The 25410-nt window shown below is 57.3% G+C and carries 25 protein-coding genes and 1 tRNA gene; 14 read left to right on the plus strand and 12 right to left on the minus strand.

Annotated features, from left to right (window positions below):
• Positions 1–72 precede the first annotated feature (72 nt).
• The 4 genes from HU806_RS20815 to HU806_RS20830 form a co-directional block, all read right to left on the minus strand.
• Complete coding sequence (locus HU806_RS20815) at positions 73–747, minus strand: abortive infection family protein (RefSeq protein ID WP_186613915.1); 675 nt, start codon at positions 745–747, stop codon at positions 73–75.
• Positions 747–1946 (minus strand): restriction endonuclease subunit S, encoded by a 1200-nt coding sequence (locus HU806_RS20820; protein ID WP_186613917.1) that lies wholly within the window; start codon positions 1944–1946, stop codon positions 747–749. Before HU806_RS20820 ends, HU806_RS20815 begins: the two co-directional genes overlap by 1 nt.
• The gene (locus HU806_RS20825; protein WP_186613919.1) at positions 1943–3487 is read right to left on the minus strand and encodes a type I restriction-modification system subunit M; all 1545 of its coding nucleotides are present in this window, start codon (positions 3485–3487) and stop codon (positions 1943–1945) included. Before HU806_RS20825 ends, HU806_RS20820 begins: the two co-directional genes overlap by 4 nt.
• A gap of 220 nt (positions 3488–3707) precedes the next feature.
• On the minus strand, positions 3708–3911 hold the full coding sequence (locus HU806_RS20830) for a helix-turn-helix domain-containing protein (RefSeq protein WP_186613921.1): 204 nt from the start codon (positions 3909–3911) through the stop codon (positions 3708–3710).
• Positions 3912–3998: 87 nt separating this feature from the next.
• On the opposite strand from HU806_RS20830, the gene HU806_RS20835 reads away from it, so the two are divergent.
• The 6 genes from HU806_RS20835 (at position 3999) to HU806_RS20860 (ending at position 9362) form a co-directional block, all read left to right on the plus strand.
• Positions 3999–5551, plus strand: a protein-coding gene (locus HU806_RS20835; protein WP_186613923.1) for an IS3 family transposase whose coding sequence is annotated in 2 segments (ribosomal slippage) — positions 3999–4461 and positions 4461–5551 — 1554 coding nt in all. Because the reading frame shifts where the segments join, the coding sequence is not laid out codon by codon here.
• A 756-nt stretch (positions 5552–6307) separates the two neighbouring features.
• Positions 6308–6577 carry a hypothetical protein gene (locus tag HU806_RS20840; protein WP_186613925.1) on the plus strand — a complete coding sequence of 90 codons (270 nt, stop codon included), beginning with the start codon at positions 6308–6310 and terminating at the stop codon, positions 6575–6577.
• Entirely contained in the window at positions 6570–6920 is a 351-nt protein-coding gene (gene relB / locus HU806_RS20845; RefSeq protein WP_186613927.1) for a type II toxin-antitoxin system RelB family anti-toxin, read from the plus strand. Before HU806_RS20840 ends, relB begins: the two co-directional genes overlap by 8 nt.
• Complete coding sequence (locus tag HU806_RS20850) at positions 6921–7937, plus strand: ImmA/IrrE family metallo-endopeptidase (RefSeq protein ID WP_186613929.1); 1017 nt, start codon at positions 6921–6923, stop codon at positions 7935–7937. It begins immediately after the preceding gene.
• On the plus strand, positions 7934–8584 hold the full coding sequence (locus HU806_RS20855) for a C1 family peptidase (RefSeq protein WP_186613931.1): 651 nt from the start codon (positions 7934–7936) through the stop codon (positions 8582–8584). The genes HU806_RS20850 and HU806_RS20855 overlap by 4 nt, the downstream gene beginning before the upstream one ends.
• A complete protein-coding gene (locus tag HU806_RS20860) occupies positions 8562–9362 on the plus strand; it encodes a thymidylate synthase family protein (protein WP_186613933.1) in 801 nt (266 codons plus the stop codon). The genes HU806_RS20855 and HU806_RS20860 overlap by 23 nt, the downstream gene beginning before the upstream one ends.
• Positions 9363–9371: 9 nt before the next feature.
• Here HU806_RS20860 and HU806_RS20865 read toward each other — a convergent pair whose 3' ends face one another.
• The 3 genes from HU806_RS20865 to HU806_RS20875 are packed head-to-tail and all read right to left on the minus strand — an operon-like array spanning position 9372 to position 11583.
• Positions 9372–10043 (minus strand): uracil-DNA glycosylase family protein, encoded by a 672-nt coding sequence (locus tag HU806_RS20865; RefSeq protein ID WP_186613935.1) that lies wholly within the window; start codon positions 10041–10043, stop codon positions 9372–9374.
• Positions 10044–10048: 5 nt separating this feature from the next.
• The gene (locus HU806_RS20870) at positions 10049–11260 is read right to left on the minus strand and encodes a nucleoside triphosphate pyrophosphohydrolase family protein (RefSeq protein WP_186613937.1); all 1212 of its coding nucleotides are present in this window, start codon (positions 11258–11260) and stop codon (positions 10049–10051) included.
• A 29-nt stretch (positions 11261–11289) separates the two neighbouring features.
• Positions 11290–11583 carry a DUF4031 domain-containing protein gene (locus HU806_RS20875; RefSeq protein ID WP_186613939.1) on the minus strand — a complete coding sequence of 98 codons (294 nt, stop codon included), beginning with the start codon at positions 11581–11583 and terminating at the stop codon, positions 11290–11292.
• A gap of 44 nt (positions 11584–11627) precedes the next feature.
• Here HU806_RS20875 and HU806_RS26905 point away from each other — a divergent pair, with 44 nt between their 5' ends.
• Entirely contained in the window at positions 11628–12014 is a 387-nt protein-coding gene (locus tag HU806_RS26905) for a helix-turn-helix domain-containing protein (RefSeq protein WP_527251161.1), read from the plus strand.
• A gap of 48 nt (positions 12015–12062) precedes the next feature.
• Here the strand turns inward: HU806_RS26905 and HU806_RS20885 are convergent, their stop codons facing one another.
• Positions 12063–12473, minus strand: coding sequence for a site-specific integrase (locus tag HU806_RS20885; protein ID WP_238350212.1), 411 nt, complete (start codon positions 12471–12473; stop codon positions 12063–12065).
• Positions 12474–12578: 105 nt separating this feature from the next.
• Positions 12579–12655: transfer RNA gene (locus HU806_RS20890), tRNA-Arg, on the minus strand.
• Positions 12656–13005: 350 nt separating this feature from the next.
• Here HU806_RS20890 and gabD point away from each other — a divergent pair.
• From gabD to HU806_RS20905, 3 genes are all read left to right on the plus strand, one after another.
• The gene (gene gabD / locus HU806_RS20895; RefSeq protein ID WP_186613943.1) at positions 13006–14448 is read left to right on the plus strand and encodes an NADP-dependent succinate-semialdehyde dehydrogenase; all 1443 of its coding nucleotides are present in this window, start codon (positions 13006–13008) and stop codon (positions 14446–14448) included.
• A 171-nt stretch (positions 14449–14619) separates the two neighbouring features.
• Positions 14620–15897, plus strand: coding sequence for a 4-aminobutyrate--2-oxoglutarate transaminase (gene gabT, locus HU806_RS20900; protein WP_186613945.1), 1278 nt, complete (start codon positions 14620–14622; stop codon positions 15895–15897).
• A 148-nt stretch (positions 15898–16045) separates the two neighbouring features.
• The gene (locus tag HU806_RS20905) at positions 16046–17260 is read left to right on the plus strand and encodes an HDOD domain-containing protein (protein WP_186613947.1); all 1215 of its coding nucleotides are present in this window, start codon (positions 16046–16048) and stop codon (positions 17258–17260) included.
• 35 nt (positions 17261–17295) lie between these two features.
• Here HU806_RS20905 and HU806_RS20910 read toward each other — a convergent pair whose 3' ends face one another.
• Together HU806_RS20910 and desA are read right to left on the minus strand one after the other, a co-directional pair.
• Positions 17296–18285, minus strand: a complete 990-nt coding sequence (locus HU806_RS20910; protein ID WP_186613949.1) for a GGDEF domain-containing protein — start codon at positions 18283–18285, stop codon at positions 17296–17298.
• A 297-nt stretch (positions 18286–18582) separates the two neighbouring features.
• Positions 18583–19767, minus strand: coding sequence for a delta-9 fatty acid desaturase DesA (gene desA, locus HU806_RS20915; RefSeq protein ID WP_186613951.1), 1185 nt, complete (start codon positions 19765–19767; stop codon positions 18583–18585).
• Between the two features lie 145 nt (positions 19768–19912).
• Here desA and dibA point away from each other — a divergent pair, with 145 nt between their 5' ends.
• A complete protein-coding gene (dibA, locus tag HU806_RS20920) occupies positions 19913–21820 on the plus strand; it encodes a phosphodiesterase DibA (protein ID WP_186613953.1) in 1908 nt (635 codons plus the stop codon).
• Between the two features lie 406 nt (positions 21821–22226).
• Here dibA and HU806_RS20925 read toward each other — a convergent pair whose 3' ends face one another.
• Positions 22227–22610 (minus strand): DUF6124 family protein, encoded by a 384-nt coding sequence (locus HU806_RS20925; RefSeq protein ID WP_186613955.1) that lies wholly within the window; start codon positions 22608–22610, stop codon positions 22227–22229.
• A 485-nt stretch (positions 22611–23095) separates the two neighbouring features.
• On the opposite strand from HU806_RS20925, the gene oscA reads away from it, so the two are divergent.
• The 3 genes from oscA (at position 23096) to cysT (ending at position 25408) form a co-directional block, all read left to right on the plus strand.
• The gene (gene oscA, locus HU806_RS20930) at positions 23096–23278 is read left to right on the plus strand and encodes a sulfur starvation response protein OscA (RefSeq protein ID WP_003186967.1); all 183 of its coding nucleotides are present in this window, start codon (positions 23096–23098) and stop codon (positions 23276–23278) included.
• Positions 23279–23404: 126 nt separating this feature from the next.
• Entirely contained in the window at positions 23405–24418 is a 1014-nt protein-coding gene (locus HU806_RS20935) for a sulfate ABC transporter substrate-binding protein (protein WP_186613957.1), read from the plus strand.
• A 171-nt stretch (positions 24419–24589) separates the two neighbouring features.
• Complete coding sequence (cysT, locus tag HU806_RS20940; protein ID WP_013692011.1) at positions 24590–25408, plus strand: sulfate ABC transporter permease subunit CysT; 819 nt, start codon at positions 24590–24592, stop codon at positions 25406–25408.
• Positions 25409–25410: the final 2 nt, after the last annotated feature.

Below are 25410 nucleotides of genomic sequence, written 5' to 3' on the forward strand. Positions count from 1 at the left end.
ACTCCGCGAACAGCAGGTTCAGGGCAGCCAAGCCAATTCGGAAGCTATCTACAGCAAGTTTTTATAACTGAATTATGCCTCACCCTCAGCTATACCGTCCTCGGACTCCAGGAACGCCCTGCACTCCAGTTGATAGGCCTCAAGTTCCATGTTGAATAAAATTTCACTCGCAGGGTAGGCGTACTCGCCCATTGCGAAATCCCCAAAGTTGTCATCCCAGAAGTTATTGAAACTCTCGTTAGTCTCATAATCGAAGTTCTGATGACTCTCGTCATCACCGGCGGCTGTGACCATCCCCTCACGCTCTTCAAAAGCACGAATAAGAAAAACAGCCACAACAAGCGTGCTGTCAATCAAGAATTCTCTGGTAAGCAAATCGACTTTGTTATTCCTATCTTTCAACTCTTCTAGTGATTTTCCGTGAGAGGTTGGGCTTATTTCATTTCTCAGATTGCCAATCAATTGGCCAATGTTAGCCAATGAGCCAGACATCTGCGTCACCAGCTCTTCCGCAGTATAGCCAAGGGATACAAAGGCCTTCTTCAATACGGCATTGATACTAGGTGTGGTCCCAAGCGCTACGCCTTTCGCATCGCAGATTTCTTTGCCAATACTTTCCAGCAGAGCCTTGGCATTTTCAACCGAAATACTGAAATCCGTCTCAAGATGCCCCTCCATGCGCTCAATGTAAATCTCAAGCGTCTGCCAGCGATTATAACGAGCAAGCGTAGCCCTTAGCTTTTCCATCAGAAAGACACTCTCACTTCCCCATTGATAACTTTTGGTAATAGAGTATCGCGAAGCTTTTCCAGGCTCTTCATTTGCTTGGCATTGGCTATCTGCTTGTCGAGCAACGGTTCCATTTGCGTTGACATCTCCTCCAGCTCCCCAGCAGTCGGAACCAGTACCATGGCAGCATCAAGATCGCCGCGTTTGATATGGCCCATGGTCGTTGCGTGGCTCGACGAGATAGAGATAAATTCGGCGAGATGGTGTTTACACCAAAGCAGGTAATACCATTTCGGAAATTGGTCAGAGGTCACCTTGAATAGATGCTGGTTCAATACGCAGCGCTCACCATCCCAGATCTTGACCATTAGCGAGGCAGACCAGGCAAAAATTACGTCGCCCGCCTCGACGATATAATCGGATTTAACTTGGTTTGTTGCCCAGTCTGAGTTGTCGGAGATGCCACCGCTTAGTTCCCTGATTTTTAATACAGGCAATTTATCGAGGTCATTTTCTGGTAAGTACTTTTGGCAGGCTAGTCCATTTAAGAATCTGGCAATATGGCTTAAAGATCTTTCCGTCCAGTTATTACGTGGTCCTTCAGTGAACCAATGACGGAACAGGGTTTTGGACATGGCTTCGAGGGTCGTATTCTGGCGGTGTAATAGGTCAATTTTTTCGTCAAGGCTATTAAGCACGGCAGCGATAGCTTTTTGCTCGTCCGGCTTTGGTAGTGAAATAACCATTTTCCTTAGTTGTCCTAAGTTAAACCCAGGAACAGCCGCACCTATTCCATTGTTCAAAATTTCCTGCTGCTTTTCCGGGCTTGAAAACAGATAGTAGAGAAATAGAGGGTGAGCTTTACTGTGGTCAACACTCAGCTTCATTTGTTTATTAGAAATCACATACTTTAGATGGCGCGCCCTATTGTCAATCAACCCGACCTGGTTGATTGTTCCCCAGCATGTAAATATTAAGTCTCCTAGGCTGACTATCGAGCGGCTGAACTCCTCGGCCTTATCGGTGGAAACGAACACCAGTCCCTCATCATTCAGGCGCTTTCCAACTTCTGAGCTTAAATTCCCTCCTCGAATTACAGGTACACCCTGTGCAACGAAAAATTTAGAGCTGATTGATGAGCCGAAAGGGCCCGTTGCTAATGAGTTTTTACCTGGTGCAGCGATATCTTCGACAACAAAGTCTTGCCACTCACTCATACATTCAGTCTCGCCAGGTTATCTGCAATAACCTGATTAAGCTTGGTTTCCTCCAACAGCTGCGCCTCAAATTCCGACTTTAACGCGGCAAAATGCTCGACAAAATTAAAGTTATCGTCTTCGTCGGGTAGGCCAACATAGCGACCGGGCGTTAGCACATAGTCCAGTTCTGCCACACGCTGCAGCGGCACCGAGGCGCAAAAACCTTTCATGTCCGCGTAGTCGCTTTCGCTGGTGCGCCAGGCGTGGTACGTGGCTGCGATATGCTGAATATCCTCGACGCTGAGCTCTTTGGTGCGGCGGTTGATCAGATGGCCAAGGTTACGCGCGTCGATAAACAAGATTTCGCCTTTGCGTGGGTGGCTGTTGTTGCGGGCGCGATTCATAAACCACAGGGCCGCCGGGATCTGGGTATTCAGGAACAGCTTGGCCGGGAGGTTGACGATACAGTCGATCAGATTGCCATCGGCAATCAGAGCCTTTCGAATGTCGCCTTCGCCGCTGCTCTTGCTAGTCAGCGCGCCCTTGGCCAACACAACGCCAGCGCGGCCGTTGGGTGCTAGGTGGTGGGCGAAGTGTTGCAGCCAGGCGAAGTTGGCGTTACCCACCGGTGGTGTACCGTACTGCCAACGACCATCGCCTCGCAGCAGTTCGCCGCTCCAGTCGCTGACGTTGAAAGGCGGGTTGGCGATAATGAAATCGGCCTTGAGGTCCTTGTGCGCATCATTAAGGAAGGAACCTTCGTTGTTCCATTTCACCTGTGAGGAGTCGATGCCGCGAATAGCAAGGTTCATCCGCGCCAGCCGCCAAGTGGTCTGATTGCTTTCCTGGCCATAAATGGAAATATCGTTGATCCGTCCCTGATGCTCTTCAACGAACTTTTCCGATTGTACAAACATGCCACCAGAACCGCAGCATGGATCGAATACGCGTCCCTTGTAGGGCTCAAGCATTATTACTAGTAGCTCAACGATGGAGCGAGGGGTGTAAAATTGGCCTCCCTGCTTGCCTTCAGCCAAGGCGAACTCACCGAGAAAGTATTCAAAGACATGCCCTAGCACGTCGGCGCTACGGCTTTTGGCGTCGCCAAGAGCGATATTGCCAACCAGATCGATCAGCCCGCCGAGGCTAGCAGGATCAAGATTCTGCCGGGCGAAGACCTTGGGCAGAACGCCCTTGAGCGAGGGATTTTCCTTCTCGATGGCATCCATGGCGGCATCTACATGTCGGCCGATATCAGGCTGCCGGGCCATGCTTAGCAAATAGAACCAGCGTGCTTCGAGCGGCACGAAGAACACGTTCTCGGCCTTGTACTCGTCCTTATCCTCCGGATCCGCACCCGCGTACTCGCCTTCCCCAGCTTTCAGTCGGGTATACATACCTTCAAACGAATCGGAAATGTACTTAAGGAAAATCAGGCCGAGCACCACATGCTTGTACTCGGCTGCGTCGATGTTCTTGCGCAGCTTGTCGGCGGCTTTCCAAAGCTGCTTCTCCAATGGCTCTTCTTTGCTTGGTTTAACTGCTTTGGGCGTAACCATTGTGGTTCTTTATCCAGTTGCGAAAATAGAGGATCAAATCGGGATCGTTTAACGACTGAGTCGTCAGATCATTACTAGCTAGGGCAAGCATGTGGGCAAATAGTACTGCAAATCGTTACCCAAGCCTTCTGGTCTCGCTCACTGCAGCATGGTGATCCACGATAATGATTACCCAAGGCCGGGTGCTGATTTGTGAGTCCGTCCCTTCGCAGCTCATTAATCAGTCCCGAAGCATACCTTCGATTAGAGCTTGCTCATAAGCCAGTGTGAAATTTACCAGATCAGTTTTTAGGACGAGACACAAATCACGAAGTTGAACCATGTCCAACCGTCTCACCCCTCGTTCCACATCACTCATAAACGATTGTGGCCTTCCCAGCGCGGCAGAGCACTGGGCCTGGGTCATGCCTGATTCAACCCTCATGCGCTTCAACACCCCCCGGTGTCAGGATAGTTGTCGCCTCTCCGAATTTTCCAGAAAATACTAATCGGGGGCGGAAAGAAACTGCTCGTGCCGTACTATTCACCGGAACGCAAAGCCGCATTGCTCAAGATGCTGCTTCCCCCGCTCAACCTGTCGATGGCCGAGGTTTCCCGGCGCGAAGGGGTCAGCGAAATGTCTTTGTCCAACTGGCGCAAACAGGTCAGTTCTGAAGGAAGAGCAGTGCCCGAAAACACCCCATCGGCCCAGAACTGGACAGCCGAAACCAAATTTGCCGTCGTCCTTGAAGCCAGCGGTTTATCCGAGATCGAGCTGGGTGAGTACTGCCGTCGAAAGGGCCTTTACCCCGAGCAGATCAAGGCGTGGCGACAAGCCTTCATCAGTGGTCAGAAGTCGGAAAAAGCTCAGTCCAAAGACGACCGCGAGCAAGCCCGCAAGGACAAGAAACGCATCGAGCAACTTGAGCGCGAACTGCGCCGTAAAGACAAGGCGCTGGCTGAAACTGCCGCGTTGCTGGTGCTGCGAAAAAAGCTCAACGATTACTGGGGGATCGACAACGAGGACAGTTGACGGCTCTGCCGGAACGGCAATTGCTCGTGACCTGGTTGCATGAAGCGCAACTGGCCGGAGCCCGGAAGATCAGAGCTTGTCAGGAAGTCGGCCTCTCGCTCAGAACCTTGCAGCGCTGGACTGAAACCGAGGCTGTTCAGGCAGATGCCCGAACCACCACGGTACGACCCAGGCCACGCAATGCGTTGAGCGAAAGCGAACGACAAACGATCCTGACGCTGTGCAACAGCCCGGCCTACGCTCATCTACCGCCGAGTCAGATCGTGCCGAGGCTGGCCGACCAGCAGCGCTACCTGGCATCGGAGGCCACGTTTTATCGGGTGCTGCGTGCAGCGGGTCAGCAACAGCATCGAGGTCGCAGCCAGCGACCCCGGCGACACGCGGCGCCGACGACGCACGCTGCCGAAGGGCCGAATCAGGTGTGGTCGTGGGACATCACATACCTGCCTTCGCCGGTGCGTGGGAAGTATTATTACTTGTACCTGATCGAGGATATCTACAGCCGCAAGGCCGTGGGCTGGGAGGTTTACGAAGAAGAAAGCGGCGAGAAGGCGGCTGCGCTGCTGCAACGCAGCGTGATCGGCGAACAATGTTTGCGCGAGGCGCTGGTGCTGCACTCGGACAACGGTGCGCCGATGAAGTCGCTGACGCTGTTGAGCAAAATGCATGACTTGGGTATCACACCGTCACGTGGCCGACCGCGTGTGAGCAACGACAATCCGTACTCGGAGTCGTTGTTCAGAACGTTGAAGTATTGCCCGCAATGGCCGTCGGATGGCTTCGCCAACCTGGAGGCCGCACGGGCTTGGGTCAGGGATTTTATACGCTGGTATAACCATGAACACCGGCATAGCCGGATCCGTTTCGTGACCCCGGCCGAACGGCATCAAGGGCTGGATCGACAAATCCTGGCTCGGCGTCATGAAGTGTACGAGCAGGCGAGGGAGAAAAACCCGGAACGCTGGCCAGGCCAGACACGCAACTGGGAACCGATAGGCACGGTGCTGCTGAACCCGGATCGGGAACAGCCCGTCGAGAAAAGAGCTGCATAGTTAGACGGTAACGCGACACCTATGGGAGATAAATCCCATAAAAAGCCCCAATCCGTTAGGACTGAGGCTTTTTGATTTCCATTATGGTGCACCAGCTAGAGGTTTACACCAAATGTCATGAAAGGCAGAGCATTGGCCACAACAGCCCTGCGCGCGCTGAATGATGCCCTCGAGCGATTGCATGCAGAAAAGGCAGGTCAGTCATGAACGGTCGAGAACGTTAAGCAGCGTAAGGCTGCTTTGGTGCGTGAATACGTGAGGTAAATGTAGCCGGTGGCCCAGCGTGGGGGAGGTCTGTCCGTTAGGGTTGTACCGGCTCGCGCTCAGTGCCGGTGCGCTTCAAACGTTTTATGAAGCGGAGGCAGAGGAAACGCTCAGCAGTCGCATTTAATTCGAAAAATTCGCATCTATCTTCCAAAACCTTACACAAGCGGTGATAGACGCCGAGCTCAGGCGACAACGAATCCATGGCCTTCAAGACCTGATCCACAACCGAGCTGCTGATGTTGAGCGGGCTCTTAAGGCTGAAGGTTATACCGGCAACACGGAGGTGGTTGGACGGCTGAACTTTGGTAATGGCGTCCAGTGGGTCTCATTCAACGGGTTTCGCGCATGCTTTGCTGCTTAACAAGGTGGAGGTACCGCGCTGGGAAGCTGGCTCCAGAGATTGACGCATCGGAAGGCGTTGCGATTTCTGCGGTATTGACTTAAATTCAAACATCAAATGTACGATTTTCTTACCTCGGAACCATCGAAATGAAAGACGACATTGAGAAACACCTTGGCCAGTTCTGGGATAAGCGTGCGCTCGAAATCGTTGATGACCCGCTGTCGGTTGATGACTTGGGTGCGCCGATGGAGTCGGTAATGGCTATCGAGGCGCTGGTTGATATCGGGAAAATATTGAAAGTCAAAATTCCGGTGGATGTCGTTATCCGCAACGGCGGCTACGAAACCAAGGAGCAGTTCGTCAAGCTGGTCACGTCGGGAATCCTTAAGCACCTGAAGGAAAAGACCCATGAATAGTTCGTCGGTGGAGGATCAGGACAGGCTACGCCTGGCTGAGCGCCTGCGAGATGCTCGGGAGTATGTGGGGCTCTCTCAGGATGAGGTGGCTCATGCGCTTGGGGTCTCCCGCCCGGCGGTGACCAACATCGAGTCGGGCAACCGCAAGGTGGAGGCGACGGAGCTGAGCAAGCTCGCCAGGCTCTATCGCAAGTCTATAGAGTACCTGATGACCGGAAGAGACCCGGCGCCTTCCGGCCCCACCCAGCTCGCGTTTCTGGCCAGAGCAGTGAATGGACTTTCGCAGCAGGATATTGATGAGGTAGCTCGCTTCGCCGAGTTTCTCAAGCACAAGGGACAGTGAATGGGCTTCCGCGATATTGTTTTGCGAGCCGCACAGCGTGCGGTCGAAGTCATCGATGAGAGCGGTGCGATGGCCCGCATCGAGCAGGACGGATACACGCGAATAGACCCTTTCCAGATCGCTGCTGATTCTGGGGTGATGGTCATGCTGCGCCCCATGGAGAAGCTGCTCGGGGCATTTCTGGGTGACGAAGCGCCTGGAATATTGGTCAATGTGGATCGCCCAGCAGGCTTGGTTCATATGACCTGTGCCCACGAGCTGGGTCATTTTTTCATGGGCCACGGCAGCAGCGCCGACGAGAAAATCTATTACGGTTCTCAGGCTGCCCTCGTCGAGCAGGAAGCGGATCAGTTCGGGTACAACCTGCTGGTGCCTCGCAAACTGATCGTCAAAATCATGCAGCGCAAGCAATGGACCAAGCAGGCGCTGTTTCGGCCTGACGTCCTTTATCAACTGGCGCTACGCATGGGGGTCAGCTACGAAGCGGCGGCATGGTCGCTCAGCCGGCATGGCGTCATGAGCGCTGATCAAGTCCGGGAAATGTTGCGGACCAAGCCCGCGATGATCAAGAAAGCGCTGCTCGGCGACCGTTTGGTGGATGCCCGCAAAGAGGTGTGGCTGCTCGACAGCGATGATCGAACTTCAATCCTTGAGCCTCGCCCGGATGACCAGTTGGTTGTTCGATTGCCAAGCCGCGCACCGTCAGGATATCTCTGGGAAGCCGATTCCGAAGAGTTAAAGGCGCAGGGATTTCAGCTGGAGCCGTTGACCGTACCCTCGACGCCTTCAGTGGATAAGTCGCCGGTTTTCGGCGGTACAGATATAATGGACTACCTCCTCACTGGCGGAAGGAACAGCGATTCAAAGCCCGTAAACGTGCGGCTCTCGGAGCGTGCGCCATGGGATGCCTTGAGCTCAGCCGCTGATACATTCAGCTCATGCACCAAGTTTGAGCCGTTGAATCTCGGGCTGACGCCGCACTCGCGTAAGCAGTTGCTCAAGGACGGGCTAGCGTGATCGTCCCTAAGGTGTTGCTCGATGGCTTCGGTTCGCCAGCAAGGCCTCAGGGGCGACGCCCGACCTGCCTGGCATTTGCATTATCGGATCTGAATCGACCGAAATCGCCCGCCGATTTGAGTCCTGAATACCTTTATCGGGCGGCCGCCATTTTGACGCCGGGTTGGACGCCGGGCGGCGGAATCACTTTCGATGCGATGCGAGAGGCATCTCGTGTCGGTCAGCCTGAGGAAGCCGCGTTCCCCTACTGCTCTGAAGAGCCTTCGCTCCCAATTCCCGATCTGCCCTCGGGACTTCAGCATTACGGTGATTTATTGCAGTGCGTATCGGCTGACCCTACCGATATCGCCTGTTTTATAGGTGCCGGTCAGCCGATCGGATTGGGTCTGCGGGTAACGCCCGAATTCTTCAAGCCTGAAGGGGGCCTGGTGGCTTTCGGTGATCAGGTCATGCCAGGGCTTCTCCATGCGGTAGTCGCTATTGGCGTGGGGCATGAAGATGGAAATAGTGCGCCATGGTTCTACGTGCGCAATAGCTGGGGCCCCCAGTGGGGTGTAGACGGACACGCCTGGATTTCAGGCGCCTATGTAAGCGCGCATGCCGAATGTGTTTTTGGAGTAGAGAATGGCAAAACTGATCGCATCTGAAAGTTTGGGGCAGGCTTGGGTGGCTGCGGCGCGACATCTGGCGGGATGCAAGCAGCGCAAGGATCGGAATTTGATCCTGGAAATCAGCGCTCCTCAGAAGCTGGGCAAGGATGATCTGAAAATCATCAAGGCTGTGGATGCGGCGTTGCGCAGCAGTCGTGAGGACCTGAGTGTCGAGACCGTGGCGGGCACCATTTTCCCCAATGGGTTGGCCCGACGATTTTCTCGTCCCGAGCTATACACAAATTACTTGGCGTTGCTGGCCAAGGGCAAAAAGCGCAGTTCGTGGGGCACGTATGCTCAGCGCATGATGAGTCGTCCGAGCCGAAACGGGACAGGGACCATCAATCCATTGGACGACCTGATTGAGCGTCTGCTTCAAACGCACAACGGTACCAAGTACCAATCGGCGTTCGAGCTGGGGGTCAGTGATCCCGATATTGATCTGGCACCGCCAATCGACGGACATGGGTATGAATTACCGGTGTTCGACCCATCTCGAGATGCGAAACCCCTCAACGTTCCTTGCTTGAGTCATCTGAGCTTTAAAATTACAGATGGCAAGCTGGATCTGACTGCGATCTACCGCTCTCAGTGGTACTGTCAGCGTGCGCTGGGCAACCTTGTCGGGTTGAGCCAGCTTCACTCGTTTGTGGGTAAGGAATCCAAGTATGAGTGTGGAGTGCTTACCTGTATCGCAACGCATGCCTACTTGGATACGGAGACCTTTGGCAAGGTAGGTTTCACCAAAGATCTCTTGGCTTCTCTACCTGGTTGAAAGGAATCGTTAGAGCAGCGAAGCCTGGCGACTTGCTTGAGAACTCAGGGGGCGCAGATCGTAGAGCTTGGCCATCCCTGCGCGGAAGTCACGGACTCCCCCGTAGCTCGGGTGGCGAATGGTTTCTATGGGTAGGCCAAAGCGCGACGCATAGTGCGCGGCGTCCTGACCAATCGCGATAATCTTCTTGATTCTAAGCCAACTGAACAGCTCGCTATTGAGCTCATCCACCAACGCCAGCTCTTTTGCGCTGAATTTGCGGTTGGTGAATGGGTTGCCTGGCTCATGCGGATGAAATGGGAAAACATTCCACAGCAGGGGAGGAATATCGACAGCCTTCAGGACGGCCCAAATCTCCGCAGCAGTACGTTCGGCGATTGCTGGGCCCCGGGTCGCCTGTTGCGACTCGCATCCCGGATAGACGCGAGTCATCTCGGAAAGGTGGAATTCGTCGGTAAGGGCCAGCCCGGTCCGACGTCCACCGCGATATCCCAGATCACGACCCATCCAGATGGTGTCGGTGCCTAGATCGGATACAGCCTGAAGATAGGTTTTCAGGTTTTTGCGACGAGAGGCGGCAGCGCCCGCGCGATCATGCACAGGGCAGGTGTCTGCGTATGGGTTGAACACATTGTCGAGGCTGAATTCAGACAAGGCCTTTACGAAGGATTTAGGGGTCATTGCGTTTAGGCCTCTTTGAGGGGCTTGTGAAAAGTCAGCGTCCCTTCAGTAATGTTGACTACCACCGAGCCTCCTCGATGCTCGCGCAGTTCGCGGAACATTCTGAAACCTTCGATGATGGCAAGCTCCCACTGCCAAAGCTTGCATCGCTCAACCTCGTAACCCCGAACCATCCCTTGGATCTGCTTGAGTAGGCCGTAGTCGAGACGTCCAGGTCGAGTTGCTGCGTAGTAGTCATATTTTTTCGCGTGATCGAAAATCCAAGTGGCGATGCCTTCTTCAATGATCGCTGCGCGAGCGCCATCGTCGTTCTCATCCTTGGCGGGGTCGGATTTCCGTTTGCGCTTGAGCAGTGCTCGCAACACTGGTGACCAACCCAGATACGCCACATAAGCCAAATGGAAGACATCGTGGAAGCGATAGTCGTCAGGCTCGTTGCTGTTGTCTGTAAGGCGGTCACCGATATAGACGCCATTCAGGCGCTGAACCACATGCTTGTTCTGGCCTTCGCCGCGTTCGATGAATTCGATAGTGAATTCGCGCTCGAACTGCTCATGCTCCGGAAAGCCTTCATCGAAAAGTGGAAATTCACGCTTCTGTTCACTTGGCCACCGACTGGCCGTTTTTTCCAGGTTTCCCAAGGCCACATCTTCAAGGTTCAGGTTGAAGCTGGAGCAGGTCTTGGCGAGCTCCGACAACAGCTGTCCGAAATAAGCCTCGCGCTTGGGTGGCGCCATACTTGCCAAGCTGGCATGCGACATTTCAGCCAGCACGCCGGCGCTTAGCGCAAGCTTACCCAACTGCGTTGGGCGGGGGATTGTATCCTCATCGCGCTGTGTTTCGATAAGACCGTCTATCTGACGGAACGTAATCGGGGGCGCGGGAGCTTTCTTGCTTTCGCCGAATTCATCGCGAAGGACAAGGATGCAGTGCTCCCCGAGAGCGTCGGCGGGGATTTTCAGAAGGTGCGCCGCAATGGTCAAGTACCACAGCGCGTCGCCCAGTTCTTCTGCGGCCAAGTCGTTTTGTGCGGCCTGCAAGCGGTCACGACCTGCTTTTTTTACGGAGGAAAGTAAGCCACCAATCTCGCCAAAGTATCCGAAGCGAATGTATTGAAGGCTATCGGCATCGTCCTTGAAGCGCATGCTCTCCCGCGCTTTGAGCATGTACTTGGCTACGGTAAGTGCCACCGGACGCGGTTGAGGTACTGGCGCCATCAATCCTCCTTGATCATGTTTCAGCTATTTCATGCGAGTGCCAGCACCTGCTGCCGTTGCACTTGCTGTCGTAGCTCCATCTTCAGCAGCTTGCAGCGACCGACGATTGTCTCGCGATCGGCGTCGATTGCTCCCATTCTCAGCGCGCGTTCACGCACCGAAACGGTCACATCGTAGTGCGGGTAACCCTTGGATTGGAACCAGCTTTTGCGCAGGCCCAGTCGAGAGGCGAACGAGTGAAGCTCATCCAGAGTATCCGCTGCCAGATGGCACCAGAGCTTGCCCCGCCACAGGATCTCTTCTGAATCCACGTAGACTGCCATTCTGCTCGCCTTCTGTGAAAATGTGTGCAAATATTTTGCACATTATGGGAAAAAAATTCAACTCTTCATCCGAAGTAGCCTTTGTTGGGACGCAGATCCGCCAAGCTCGCTTGGGCCGTGGTCTAACGCTCGTGGATCTCGGCCGTGCAGTCAATGTTCATCATTCTCAGATCTCTCGCTACGAGCGGGGACAGATGAATAGTGTTGGCAAAAATTTGCATAAAATATGCACATTTCTGCAAATTAAAGACGATCCGCGTGAGTATTCAACCGGTACCGCGAGCTTGGGGCGAAAAGTGGACGAGCTGCTTCGAGTTGCGCCAGGGTGCGAACCGGCAGTGACGAAATTAGTAGAAGCTTTGGAGGAGCTCATCGCCGCGGCGCTTCCCGCAAATACGTCTGCGAGCAGCTCTGTGTCGTCAGTCGATTAGCACTCATCGATGCTCCCAGCGCCCCCTCATCACCTTGCTTGCGAATTTCTACACACACTGAAATAACGCAAGCTCACGCTTCACTGTATTGCCCTTGCGGATCTTCAGGCGCTCGTCACGGTAACGGGCAAAATCTGACGAGGTGAGGGTAGCGACGATGCGTGTCGCCATTCGATGACGCTTGAGCGCTTCCAGGCGTTTGATTTCCGAATACGCACCTTTGTGCTTCGGAGCGATCTCGGAGATATAGCGATCGATGAGTTGATGAAAGGCGGTGCCTTCAGCCTCGACGCGAGAGACAAAAAAGCCCCGGTCGATTTCGCTTTCGATCATGCGTGCCCAGGCTTGGGCATCGGCTTTAGTTTCGAAGGTTTTTCTTTGGGCTGGATAGCCCTTGCGACGGATTTGCGCTTCCCACTGATACTCGCCGCGATTCCTGATTGTTGCCATTTCGACCATTCCCGCCACGTTCAAGTGTGGCAAATTTGTGGCAAAAACGACTTTCAGGACTAGGACAGATTTCTGTCAGGAGCGCTATCCCCTTGTAATACAAGGGAAAGAAGATGGTGCACCAGGCGGGATTCGAACCCACGACCCCTGCCTTCGGAGGGCAGTACTCTATCCAGCTGAGCTACTGGTGCAACGCGGGCGCCATGATACTCATAAGCGTGGCGGGCGTCCATGCTACTGAATCGCCTGCGTTTTCGTGCCGCGCGGCGGCCATTGACTACGCTGATCAGAAAAAACAGGCGAATCCAGCTTTTTCGTTCTTTTTTTCGAACAGCCTATTGTCCTACGCCCCTATCGGCCCTAGGATTCGTTTGAGATTTCAAACGCTCTTGTCTGGGTGCTGAACCGCACGTCTGTGCTTATGTGCGATATTTCTGTGCTTCAGCCCGGTGGATGATTTCCCTGACGGCAGCCCCCCGAGGCGCCTTTCTACAACTCTAATTCGCTCCGCGTGCGCGCGGTGCTGTTAAGGAAAGCCGACATGCAGCTTAAAGACACCCAGTTGTTCCGCCAGCAAGCTTTTATCGATGGCGCTTGGGTCGATGCGGACAACGGTCAGACGATTAAAGTCACCAACCCGGCGACGGGCGAAGTACTGGGCACCGTGCCAAAAATGGGCGCTGCCGAAACCCGCCGGGCGATTGAAGCCGCCGACAAGGCGCTGCCGGCCTGGCGTGCGCTGACCGCCAAGGAGCGCGCCAACAAGCTGCGCCGCTGGTACGAATTGCTGATCGAAAACCAGGACGACCTGGGTCGCCTGATGACCTTGGAGCAGGGCAAGCCGCTGGCCGAGTCCAAGGGCGAAATCGTCTACGCCGCCTCGTTCATCGAATGGTTTGCCGAAGAAGCCAAGCGCATCTACGGCGACGTGATTCCCGGCCATCAACCCGACAAGCGCCTGATTGTGATCAAGCAGCCGATCGGCGTTACCGCCGCCATTACTCCGTGGAACTTTCCGGCCGCGATGATCACCCGCAAGGCCGGCCCAGCCCTGGCTGCCGGTTGCACGATGGTCATCAAGCCAGCTTCGCAAACACCGTTCTCGGCCCTGGCCCTGGTGGAACTGGCGCACCGTGCCGGCATCCCGCAAGGCGTACTGAGCGTAGTCACTGGCAGCGCCGGCGACATCGGTGGCGAGCTGACCAGCAACCCGATCGTGCGCAAGCTGTCCTTCACCGGCTCGACCGAGATCGGTCGCCAGTTGATGGCCGAATGCGCCAAGGACATCAAGAAAGTTTCCCTGGAACTGGGCGGCAACGCGCCATTCATTGTGTTCGACGACGCGGACCTGGATAAGGCGGTCGAAGGCGCGATCATCTCCAAATACCGTAACAACGGCCAGACCTGCGTCTGCGCCAATCGCCTGTACATCCAGGATTCGGTGTACGACGCGTTCGCCGAAAAACTCAAAGTGGCGGTGGCCAAGCTCAAGATCGGTAACGGTCTGGAAGACGGCACCACCACCGGTCCGTTGATCGACGAAAAAGCTGTTGCCAAGGTACAAGAGCACATCGCCGACGCGGTCAGCAAAGGCGCGACCGTGCTGGCGGGCGGCAAGGCGATCGAGGGCAACTTCTTCGAGCCGACCATCCTCACCAACGTCCCATCGAGCGCCGCCGTGGCGAAGGAAGAAACCTTCGGCCCGTTGGCGCCGCTGTTCCGCTTCAAAGACGAAGCCGAAGTGATCGCGATGTCCAACGACACCGAGTTCGGCCTGGCCTCGTACTTCTATGCCCGTGACCTGGGCCGTGTGTTCCGTGTGGCCGAAGCCTTGGAATACGGCATGGTCGGCGTCAACACTGGGTTGATTTCCAACGAAGTCGCGCCGTTCGGCGGCATCAAGGCGTCGGGCCTGGGCCGTGAAGGTTCCAAGTACGGCATCGAGGATTACCTGGAAATCAAATACCTCTGCCTGGGGATCTGATCTGCTACAAGCGCAAAGGGCACGAGAGCGCTGTCCCTTTGCGCGTTTCACCTGTTCTGTTTCTTGTGGCCGGAACGCTGCGGCAGTCGATCATCGCATGCTGCCGCAGTTGACTCCCCGCCATCTATTCCTTGATCCACGCCGCCCTGAGCTGCGAATGAGGACATTTTAATGAGCAAGACCAACGCAGACCTGATGGCCCGCCGTATCGCCGCTGTTCCCCGTGGCGTCGGCCAGATTCACCCGATCTTTGCCGAATCGGCGAAGAACGCCACGGTGACCGACGTTGAAGGTCGTGAATTCATCGATTTCGCCGGCGGTATCGCTGTGCTGAACACCGGCCATGTGCACCCAAAAATCATCGCCGCGGTGACCGCACAGCTGAACAAGCTGACCCACACCTGCTTCCAGGTCCTGGCCTACGAGCCGTACGTGGAACTGTGCGAAAAAATCAACGCCAAGGTCCCAGGTGATTTCGCCAAGAAAACCCTGCTGGTCACCACCGGTTCCGAAGCGGTGGAAAACGCCGTTAAGATCGCTCGCGCCGCCACGGGCCGTGCCGGTGTGATCGCCTTCACCGGCGCCTACCACGGTCGCACCATGATGACCCTGGGCCTGACCGGCAAAGTCGTGCCGTACTCGGCCGGCATGGGCCTGATGCCCGGTGGCATCTTCCGCGCGCTGTACCCGAATGAATTGCATGGCGTGAGCATTGACGATTCCATCGCCAGCATCGAACGCATCTTCAAGAACGACGCCGAGCCGCGTGACATCGCTGCGATCATCATCGAGCCGGTCCAGGGCGAAGGCGGTTTCTATGTGGCACCGAAGGCTTTCATGCAGCGCCTGCGCGCCCTGTGCGACCAGCACGGCATCCTGCTGATCGCTGACGAAGTGCAGACCGGCGCCGGCCGTACCGGTACCTTCTTCGCCATGGAACAGATGGGCGTTGCAGCTGACCTGACCACCTTCGCCAAATCCATCGCAGGCGGCTTCCCGCTCGCCGGCGTGTGCGGCAAGGCTGAATACATGGACGCCATTGCGCCAGGCGGCCTGGGCGGCACTTACGCCGGTAGCCCGATCGCGTGCGCGGCGGCGCTGGCGGTGATGGAAGTGTTCGAAGAAGAACACTTGCTGGATCGCTGCAAAGCCGTGGGCGAACACCTGGTGACCCGCCTCAAGGCTATCCAGAAGAAATACCCGGTCATTGGCGAAGTGCGTGCGCTGGGCGCGATGATCGCCGTGGAGTTGTTCGAAGATGGCGACAGCCACAAGCCGAACGCGGCTGCTGTTGCGCAGGTCGTAGCAAAGGCTCGCGACAAAGGCCTGATCCTGCTGTCTTGCGGTACCTACGGCAACGTCTTGCGAGTGCTGGTGCCGCTGACCTCGCCGGATGAGCAGTTGGACAAAGGCTTGGCAATCATCGAAGAGTGCTTCTCCGAGCTTTGATATTACGAGCCCTGACTGTGCGCTGAGCCACAAAAAAACCCGCTTCGGCGGGTTTTTCCATATTCACGAGCAGATCCCCGGCGTTTTTGAGCTGTCTGGAACGGCCGCTATTGTCTAAGGTGCATGTATTGCAAGGGAGCGATGCGGCATGACTGCTGTGCATTTACCGGCTGTACCGCGGGTATTGATTGCCGAGGCCGACCCGGCGTCCAGGGAGCTGATTGAGCAGGTGTTATCAAGTGTGCGCTGCGATGCCCGGGTGGACACGTGTGACGAGGGGAGGCAGGCCTTGGAGCTGCTGGCGCAAAACCCTTACGATCTGGTGATCGCCGATTGGGAACTGCCGGGTGTCGATGGCCTGAGTATCCTGCGTGGCGTGCGCCAACAGCATCGTACGCCGGCGTTACCGTTCATTCTGGTGAGTCGTCGCAACGACAGCGCCAGCGTGCGTGAAGTCTTACCGTTGGCGCCAACGGCCTATCTGACCAAACCCTTTAACCGGGAAAACCTGACCCAGCGTTTGCAAGGGTTGCTCCTGAGCGGCGAAGACACTTCCAATACCGCGCCAATCCCGGGGCCAGGGCTGACGTTGGCCACGTTCCTGGAGCATCGACGGGACTTGGCCGAAGGTGCACCGTTGATGACCGATGTGCAGGTGGCCGTCAAACGCGCCCTCAATCCCGGCGGCCTGGATCTGAAGCGGCTGGAAGAAGAAATCCGCACCGACCCGCAGATCACCGCCGTGTTGATCGCCGCAGCCAACAGCGCTGCCCAGCATCAGGGTGGCGGCCCGCTACAAACCGTGGCCCAAGCGCTGCACCAGCTCGGCACCGGGCAGAGCATGAACCTGATTCTTGGCCTGACGCTCAAGCGCTGTGCCCGGCTGAGTGTCCCTTGCCTGGCCGACTATGCCGAGCGCTATTGGGAATTGTCGCTGCACACTGCCGAGTACGCTCGGACGATGGCGCGAATGCTCGATCTGGAACAGGAACGTTGTTATTGCGCCGGCCTGCTGCATCGTCTGGGCGATCTGGCGCTGCTGCGTTGCCTGGAAGAATGGAAGCAGGCCGGTGGCGAGCTGGACGAGCCGGAGGAAGTAGGGGATTCGCTCGACCAGTTAGGCGCCGGGTTCGGTTCGGCGCTGCGCGCACGCTGGCGTTTGCCATTGGAACTGCGAGAGCTGATCGCGGCGGTCTACAGCCTCGGCGGCGGGGTTTATTCCCGTGAAGCGTTAGTGATGAACATGGCCGCGCAAATGGCTCATCTGCCCGCGCACGAGGGCCTTGAAGAGTTGGCCCGTGGACGTACGGCGCGTCTGCTGAAAATCGGGCTGCCGGAGTTGATGCGGTTGCGTCGCAAGTAATATCCCCGCTTAACCCGGCACGGCACGACGTCCACTCAAGCTGCGATTATGCGGTTCTTACCCTGGCGCTTGGCTTCGTACATGGCGGCGTCGGCGCGGGCGAACAGGCTATCGAGGGTTTGGTCCTCGGCGATGATGCTGGTGATGCCCTGGCTGACGGTGATGCCAAAGTTTTGGTCGCCGCAGCGGAACGCCAGGCGCTGGATTTCCCTTTGCAAGCGTTCGGCGACCTGCAACGCCATGTCCGGGGCGCAACCTGGAAACACGGCGGCAAACTCTTCGCCGCCGATCCGTCCGAACAAGTCTCCGCGTCTAAGCACGTTCCGTCCGCTTTCGGCAATTTTCTGCAACACCGTATCGCCTTCCTGGTGACCGTAAGTGTCGTTGATCAATTTGAAATCATCGATGTCCAGCAGCAGGAACGCCATTGGCGTGCCTTGCAACCGTGCTTGCTCGAATTCGCGGTGGGCACATTCGAAGAAGTGCCGACGGTTGCTGCTCTGGGTCAGCACATCGGTGGTCGCCAGCCGCTGCAGCTCGCTTTCGAGCAACTTCTTTTCGGTGATGTCCTCGGCGATGCCCACCACAATCACCGGTTGCCCCGGGTCAGCCTGACGGTTGATGAAACACTTATCGCTGAGCCAGCGGATCTGGCCATCGGCGGCGATGATGCGATACTCGCGGTCTTCCACGGCACCCTTGACCAATACTTCAGCGAGGCTGCGCTCGGCGTAATCCAGATCATCCGGGTAGATTGCGTCACGCCATTCGTTGTAGTCGGCCAATACCAGGCCAGCGGGGCGGCCGAAAATCCGCTCGTAAGCGGGGCTGACGTAAAGCACCTGCCGGGTTTCCCAATTGAACGCCCACAGCACCGCGTTGACGCTGACCAGCAAGGAACTGAACAGCTGCTCACGCTCGCTCAAGCGCGCCACTTCGCCTTGGGCGTGCATCAGCGCCATGAGTGTCTGGGCCGCTTCGGGCCAATGCGGTTGGGATGAATCCTGTAGGTTCTTGTCGACCATCGGTACCAATCTCAAAGAACGTGCATTGCTATGGATTTGCACGCGCTTGCTCCAAAGCCCGCCAGGATGGCGAAGTGCTCTTGAGATAGGGGATTACGGGCGAAGTTCCTTTTCAGGCGACGAAGGGCGGGAGCTTTCGTTCGAACATGTGGGATGAATTTGTGGCGAGGGAGCTTGCTCCCGCTCGGCTGCGAAGCAGCCGTGAACCGGCGGGTGCAGGGTGCCTGATGGTCCGCATTCGGCAGGTTCTGGGGCCGCTTCGCGGCCCAGCGGGAGCAAGCTCCCTCGCCACGGGAGTCAGGCGGTGGCCGGCCGCAAGGAATAAGTCTTGAGCTGATCGGCGAAGTCGCGCAGGGACTGGATGCCACTGGCCTCGGCTTCGTGGACCCATTCCTTGATCGCGGCGAGCATGTCGTGGCCGTTGCTGCTTGTCTTGACCCAGATCTGCTGCAAGGCCAGGCGTTTTTCGTAGATCACTTTCAGTGCCTGGCTGTGCTCCAGCATATTCTGGATACGCACGTGGTGACGGTCGTCCAGCAAGCTGGTTTCCCGCGACAGCAGGCGTTTGGCCCGATGGAACTGGTGACGAACCGAGTGATCGACTTTCTCCAGCTCCTGCTTGACCAGCGGCGCGATGACCAGCCGGCGGTACTGGGCCATGATCTGGAAACGGTTGTTGAGGATGGCCATGGCGGTATCCATGTCCAGGTGGCCCTTGCCTTCGACCCGGTGGGCAATCGGCGCTACCCGCTGGACTTTGGCCAGGCGCAGGAAACTGAAGACCTTGATCCAGGCCCAGCCCATGTCGAACTCCCATTTGCGGACCGACAGCTTGGCGGAATTGGGGTAGGTGTGGTGGTTGTTGTGCAGCTCTTCGCCACCGATCAGGATGCCCCAGGGCACGAGGTTGGTCGCCGCATCGCGGCATTCGAAGTTGCGATAGCCCACGGCATGACCCAGGCCATTGACCACGCCGGCGGCCCAGACCGGGATCCACATCATCTGGATGGCCCAGATGGTGATGCCGATGGTGCCGAACAGCAGGAGATCGATGACGCCCATGATGGCGACGCCCAGCAGCGGATAGCGGCTATAGAGGTTGCGCTCGATCCAGTCCTCGGGGCAGTTCTTGCCGTAGATGCGCAAGGTCTCCGGATTTTCCGCCTCGGCGCGATACAACTCGGCGCCTTTGCGCAGCACGGTAGACAAACCCTTGATGACCGGACTGTGAGGGTCATCCTCTGTTTCGCATTTGGCGTGATGCTTGCGGTGGATCGCAGTCCACTCGCGGGTATTCTGTGCCGTGGTCAGCCACAGCCAGAAACGAAAGAAATGTTTGAGGCCGGCGTTGAGTTCCAGGGAACGGTGAGCCGAATAACGGTGCAGGTAGACCGTGACGCTGATGATCGTGACGTGGGTCATCAGCAGGGTGACTGCCACCAGCGACCAGGCCGACAAGCCAAGAAAACCTTCGTACCACATAGGCTGTTGGGCCCTCGATAAAGATAGAAACTGCCGTTGCATTATCACCACCCCCAGCGATAAAACCAGTCGGCCTTTCAGATAAGAGTGGCAGAATGTTTCTTCCTCTATAATCCCCTCAAATTACAGGGACATGGATGACCGAATGACCATCTCTCATCGCATTGCCATGCGTGGGGCACTGCTTTACCTCCTGCTATCTGTCGCCTGGCTGCAGCTGGTTGGCTATTTATTGAGCAGTTTCTTCGATCATTCCGCCGACCGGCTTCGCTGGCAACTGATCAACGGTTATGCCTGGGTGCTGGTCAGCGCCGGGTTGATTTTCATGACGCGGCTACGAATCGCGCGCTGTTTCAGGACGGGCCAGGGCAATGGCGACCAGGAGCGATTGCGCCAAGCCGCCGCCGTATTCGATTGCACCCGCGAAGGGGTGCTGGTCACGGACCGCCATGGCTTGATCGTGCACGTGAACCGGGCGTTCATGGCCATCACCGGTTATGCCGGGGACGAGGTCCTGGGTCGGCAACCCAATCTGTTCAAGTCTGGCCGGCATGGCCCGGCTTTCTACCGGGACATGTTCGCTTCCCTGTCCAGCCGTGGCGAATGGAGCGGTGAAATCTGGAACCGGCGCAAAAGTGGTGAGATCTACCCGCAATGGCAGACTATCCGCGCCGTTGTCGATGATCGTGGCGAAGTCAGCCAATACGTCGCGGTATTTTCCGACATCAGCGCAATCAAGGACTCGGAGCATGAGCTGGCGCACCTGGCCCATCACGATCCGTTGACTGGCCTGCCCAATCGCCTGCTGTTTTCTGATCGCACGGAGCAGGCCGTTACATCAGCGCAGCTACACAAGCGTGGTTGTGCGCTGTTGCTGCTGGACCTGGATCATTTCAAGAACATCAACGACAGCCTCGGGCACAACGTGGGTGACGAGTTGCTCAAAGCCGTGGCCAAGCGTTTTCTCGGGTTGTTTGCGCCGGGCATTACGCTGGCTCGGTTGGGCGGTGACGAATTCGCGGTGCTGGTGGAGAACTGCTCGCAACCCGGTCAGGCGGCGGCCTTGGCGCGGCGCATTCTCGATGCGCTGAAAGAGCCGCTGCAACTCGGCAACCAATCGCTGTTTATCAATGCGAGCACCGGCATCAGCCTGTTTCCCGGCGATGCCCTCAGCGCCGGGCAGTTGCTGCGCAACGCCGATTCGGCCCTGTTCAAGGCCAAGAGCAGCGGACGTGACGGTTATGCCTTGTACACCGAAGAGCTCACCGCCCATGCCCAGCAACGGGTGGAGATCGCCTCCGAACTGCGCCGTGCATTGGAGCAGCAGCAATTGCGGGTTCATTACCAACCGGTGCACGACCTGGCGACCAGCCGTCTGGTCGGCGTCGAGGCGCTGGTGCGCTGGGAGCATCCCACGCGTGGGCTGGTATCGCCGGCAGAGTTCATACCTATTGCCGAGCGCACGGGGTTGGTCGCCCAGATCGACGCCTGGGTCATGGAGCAGGCCTGCCGGCAGATGTGTCGGTGGCAGCAGGCCGGCGTGGTCCTGTCGTTCGTCGCGGTCAATGTCTCCAGTCGCTTGTTTGCCCGTCGGGAATTGTACGAGCAGGTCGCCCGCGTACTGCATGACACGGGCTTGGAGCCGGCTTTTCTGGAATTGGAAGTGACCGAAAGTGCGGTCATGGAGGATCCCGAAGTGGCGCTGGAACAGATGCACCGCCTGCGTGAGCTGGGCGTGCGGCTGGCCATCGATGATTTCGGCACGGGTTATTCGTCGTTGCTGCGGCTCAAGCGGTTGCCGGTGCAGAAGCTCAAGATCGACCAGGGTTTTGTCGCCGGCTTGCCGTGGGATGAGGATGACGCGGCGATCGTCCGGGTGATCATTGCGCTGGCCCGCAGCATGGGCATGCAGGTGCACGCTGAAGGGATCGAGCAGCGGGACCAGGCGGCGTTTTTGCTGGGCCAGTCCTGTGAGTTGGGGCAGGGGTATTGGTTTGGCCGGCCGGTGGCGGCGCAGCATTTGGACTGGGATCGGGCGCCGGTGATTGCTTGATCACCAGCGGCATTGATGTTGGCCGGGTACATATCCATTTCTCCGGTAACGGCTGCTTAGGGTTCCGCCCTTACGGCGTCTCACTTTTGAGAAGCGCAAAAGTGAGCAAAACGCTTTTGCCCCACCACTCGGTGCCTCGCTTAGGCTCGGCATGCCTGAACGAAGGCATTGCTCCGTGGGCCGCCGCGAAGGGCCATCCATGGCCCAGCGCGGCTAACCCGGCATCCATGCCGGGTTGCCCACTGCGCAATGCCTTCGTTCAGCCAGCGTGGTTAACGGGGCGCCGAGATCAACGTCCGCCGCGAGGCGGCCTGAGAGCCGACCTGGTTCTTAATGGGACCGCGTTTCTCCTGTGGGAGCGGGTTTGCTCGCGATGGCACCGGCTTAGCTTGCCTCAATGTAAGCGTTATCCCTTGGCGCTGTGCGCCGCCATCTCCTTCGTTTCCAAATGATCCAGCGCTCGCTCAACCAGCAACTGAACCCCATCGGCCATGCGGCTGATTGCCAGCGCTACGCAGCGGCGTGATTCGTCGATGTCGTCGGCCAGGTCGGCGGCGATGGTGCTGATGGATAGCAGGTCTTCGGAGGCGTTGGCGAGCAGGGTTTCGGTGTCGATGTGCGGGGAGACGATGAAGAGCTGGTCTTTGTCGGGTTCCGGCGGCGGGGCGGGCTGGGGCTTTAGGTAGTAGTCGAGGGCGCGGTTGGTGGCGTCTTCGAGGCGTTTTTCTTCGAGTTTTTCGACGCGGGATTTATGGCCGTTTTCTGGTGGATTCGGCGTAGGTTTGAACATGGGTAGGTTTCCTATAGAGAACCGCCCTGGATCGCTTGCACGCAATGAAGGGTGGCAGCTGTGTGCGAGTGTGCAAGACCGAGCAACCAACCCAAACTCGGCAGATCCGAGGATCTCCCGAACACAGCCGCCATAAAACGTGGGCGCGAATGCGCCACGAATGGCTAGGAGCATTAAGGGGTGGTGTTTTACCCGGACTTGCACGTCCGTGTCACCGTTTTTTGCGATGACGAACAGAGGTTAGCGGTGCGTGACCGGGCTGCCTAGTTCACGCAAAGCACCACGTTTTGAAGGAAATCTCCGATGATATTGCAGGGGAAAGGCAGGCAATCACTGCCGCCGTAGGACGCCAAATTCGAGTTGATATTTTGGTTATATAAAAATTCTTAAATAGTCTTTTTAAGAATATCCGCACTTATCTACTATTGCTCCACGCCGCAAGCAGTGCCGCCCACTGCCAGGCATTCATTCAAAGGAGCAGCAGCATGAGCGCATCCCTACGTAGCGTTGACGGCCAGGACGAAGCAACCATTTTGCGCGAGATCCAGAGTGCTTTGCGTGACCTGCGCTTTGGCGCGGTGGAGATCACCGTGCACAACGCGCAGGTGGTCCAGATCGAGCGCAAGGAAAAATTCCGCTTGCAGCAGCCGAGTCATAAACCGAGCTGAAGGATCGCAGCCTGCGGCCGCCGCTACCGGGGGCTTGGTGTAGGAGCTGCCGCAGACTGCGATCTTTTTCTACGGGTCAACCGATTTTCAAAAGCCATAACAACCAGAATTCCAGGAGCTTTCACCATGTCGTCGATTCGCCGTTATGCCTTGGCCGCCCTGGCCAGCGCTGTTTTTGCAGGTTCCGCGGTTGCCAAGGATTACGAATTGCTCAACGTGTCCTACGACCCGACCCGCGAGCTGTATCAGGACTACAACGCCGAATTCGCCAGCTTCTGGAAAAAAGCCCACCCGGACGACAGCGTGAAGATCCAGCAGTCCCACGGTGGTTCGGGCAAGCAAGGCCGGGCGGTGATCGATGGCCTGCGCGCCGACGTGGTGACCCTGGCCCTGGCCGGCGACATCGATGAAATCGCCAAGCTGGGCAAGTCCTTGCCGGCGGACTGGCAAACACGCCTGCCGGACGCCAGCACGCCTTACACCTCGACGATTGTGTTCCTGGTGCGCAAGGGCAATCCCAAAGGCATCAAGGACTGGGGCGACCTGATCAAGGATGACGTGTCGGTCATCACGCCGAACCCGAAGACTTCCGGCGGCGCACGCTGGAACTTCCTCGCCGCCTGGGCCTATGGCTTGAAAGCCAACGGTGGCGACGAAGCCAAGGCCAAGGAGTACGTGCAAGCCTTGTTCAAGCACGTGCCGATCCTCGACACCGGCGCCCGTGGCTCGACCATTACTTTCGTCAACAACGGTCAGGGCGATGTGTTGCTGGCCTGGGAAAACGAAGCCTTCCTGGCGTTGAAGGAAGATGGCGGTGCCGACAAGTTCGATATCGTCGTGCCGTCGCTGTCGATCCTCGCCGAACCGCCGGTGGCGGTGGTGGACAAGAACGCCGAGAAAAAGGGTAATGCCGAGATCGCCGAAGCGTACCTCAAGCACCTGTACAGCCCGGCCGGACAGGAAATCGCCGCGAAGAATTACTATCGCCCGCGTGACAAGGACGTGGCTGCCAAGTATTCCCGGCAGTTTCCGAAGGTGGAGCTGGTGACCATCGACAAGGACTTCGGCGGCTGGAAAACTGCCCAGCCGAAATTCTTCAACGATGGCGGTGTGTTCGACCAGATCTATCAGGCGCAGTAAGCTGGGCTAGTCGGATTCAGGCCGTAATTCATTGTGGCGAGGGAGCTTGCTCCCGCTGGACCGGGCTGGCGCTCCAGTGCGAAGCGCTCCCAGGATTTCTGGGGCTACTTCGTAGCCCAGCGGGAGCAAGCTCCCTCGCCACGGTAAGCGCGTTCTCAACCAAGGACCTTTATGTCGCGTCGCATATCCCCCGTCATACCCGGCTTCGGGCTGACGCTGGGCTACACCCTGGTGTACCTCAGTCTGATTGTGCTCATACCCCTGGCGGCGATGTTCGTGCATGCCGCTCAACTCACCTGGGAACAGTTCTGGGCGATCATCTCGGCGCCGCGGGTGCTGGCGGCCTTGAAGCTCAGTTTCGGCACCGCGTTGTACGCCGCGATCATCAATGGCGTGATCGGTACGCTGCTGGCCTGGGTGCTGGTGCGCTACACCTTTCCCGGCCGCAAGATCATCGATGCGATGATCGACCTGCCGTTCGCCCTGCCCACTGCCGTGGCCGGTATCGCGCTGACGGCGTTGTACGCGCCGACTGGCCTGGTTGGCCAATTCGCCACCGACCTGGGTTTCAAGATTGCCTACACCCCGCTGGGCATCACCCTGGCGCTGACGTTCGTGACGCTGCCGTTTGTGGTGCGCACGGTGCAGCCGGTGCTGGCCGACATTCCCCGTGAGGTCGAAGAAGCCGCCGCGTGCCTCGGTGCCAAGCCGTGGCAGGTGTTCCGCCACATCCTTGTACCGGCGTTGTTGCCGGCCTGGTTGACCGGTTTCGCCCTGGCCTTCGCCCGGGGCGTGGGTGAGTACGGCTCGGTGATTTTCATCGCCGGCAACATGCCGATGAAAACCGAAATCCTGCCGCTGCTGATCATGGTCAAGCTCGACCAATACGACTACACCGGCGCCACCTCCATCGGCGTGCTGATGCTGGTGGTTTCCTTCGTCCTGTTGCTGCTGATCAACTTGTTGCAGCGGCGCATCGAAACCCCTTAAGG

Origin of the sequence: Pseudomonas sp. SWRI154 (assembly GCF_014268645.1) — a bacterium.
Taxonomy (GTDB): Bacteria; Pseudomonadota; Gammaproteobacteria; order Pseudomonadales; family Pseudomonadaceae; genus Aquipseudomonas; species Aquipseudomonas marvdashtae.

Coding starts and splice junctions, on each gene's coding strand:
- dibA (WP_186613953.1), top strand. CDS start 19,913: ATGACCATCTCTCATCGCATTGCCATGCGTGGGGCACTGCTTTACCTC.
- cysT (WP_013692011.1), top strand. CDS start 24,590: ATGTCGCGTCGCATATCCCCCGTCATACCCGGCTTCGGGCTGACGCTG.
- gabT (WP_186613945.1), top strand. CDS start 14,620: ATGAGCAAGACCAACGCAGACCTGATGGCCCGCCGTATCGCCGCTGTT.
- HU806_RS20885 (WP_238350212.1), bottom strand. CDS start 12,473: ATGGTCGAAATGGCAACAATCAGGAATCGCGGCGAGTATCAGTGGGAA.
- oscA (WP_003186967.1), top strand. CDS start 23,096: ATGAGCGCATCCCTACGTAGCGTTGACGGCCAGGACGAAGCAACCATT.
- HU806_RS26905 (WP_527251161.1), top strand. CDS start 11,628: ATGGGAAAAAAATTCAACTCTTCATCCGAAGTAGCCTTTGTTGGGACG.
- HU806_RS20860 (WP_186613933.1), top strand. CDS start 8,562: ATGGCAAAACTGATCGCATCTGAAAGTTTGGGGCAGGCTTGGGTGGCT.
- HU806_RS20815 (WP_186613915.1), bottom strand. CDS start 747: ATGGAAAAGCTAAGGGCTACGCTTGCTCGTTATAATCGCTGGCAGACG.
- desA (WP_186613951.1), bottom strand. CDS start 19,767: ATGTGGTACGAAGGTTTTCTTGGCTTGTCGGCCTGGTCGCTGGTGGCA.
- HU806_RS20925 (WP_186613955.1), bottom strand. CDS start 22,610: ATGTTCAAACCTACGCCGAATCCACCAGAAAACGGCCATAAATCCCGC.
- relB (WP_186613927.1), top strand. CDS start 6,570: ATGAATAGTTCGTCGGTGGAGGATCAGGACAGGCTACGCCTGGCTGAG.
- HU806_RS20865 (WP_186613935.1), bottom strand. CDS start 10,043: ATGACCCCTAAATCCTTCGTAAAGGCCTTGTCTGAATTCAGCCTCGAC.
- HU806_RS20840 (WP_186613925.1), top strand. CDS start 6,308: ATGAAAGACGACATTGAGAAACACCTTGGCCAGTTCTGGGATAAGCGT.
- HU806_RS20825 (WP_186613919.1), bottom strand. CDS start 3,487: ATGGTTACGCCCAAAGCAGTTAAACCAAGCAAAGAAGAGCCATTGGAG.
- HU806_RS20935 (WP_186613957.1), top strand. CDS start 23,405: ATGTCGTCGATTCGCCGTTATGCCTTGGCCGCCCTGGCCAGCGCTGTT.
- gabD (WP_186613943.1), top strand. CDS start 13,006: ATGCAGCTTAAAGACACCCAGTTGTTCCGCCAGCAAGCTTTTATCGAT.
- HU806_RS20870 (WP_186613937.1), bottom strand. CDS start 11,260: ATGGCGCCAGTACCTCAACCGCGTCCGGTGGCACTTACCGTAGCCAAG.
- HU806_RS20905 (WP_186613947.1), top strand. CDS start 16,046: ATGACTGCTGTGCATTTACCGGCTGTACCGCGGGTATTGATTGCCGAG.
- HU806_RS20910 (WP_186613949.1), bottom strand. CDS start 18,285: ATGGTCGACAAGAACCTACAGGATTCATCCCAACCGCATTGGCCCGAA.
- HU806_RS20820 (WP_186613917.1), bottom strand. CDS start 1,946: ATGAGTGAGTGGCAAGACTTTGTTGTCGAAGATATCGCTGCACCAGGT.
- HU806_RS20830 (WP_186613921.1), bottom strand. CDS start 3,911: ATGAGGGTTGAATCAGGCATGACCCAGGCCCAGTGCTCTGCCGCGCTG.
- HU806_RS20850 (WP_186613929.1), top strand. CDS start 6,921: ATGGGCTTCCGCGATATTGTTTTGCGAGCCGCACAGCGTGCGGTCGAA.
- HU806_RS20875 (WP_186613939.1), bottom strand. CDS start 11,583: ATGGCAGTCTACGTGGATTCAGAAGAGATCCTGTGGCGGGGCAAGCTC.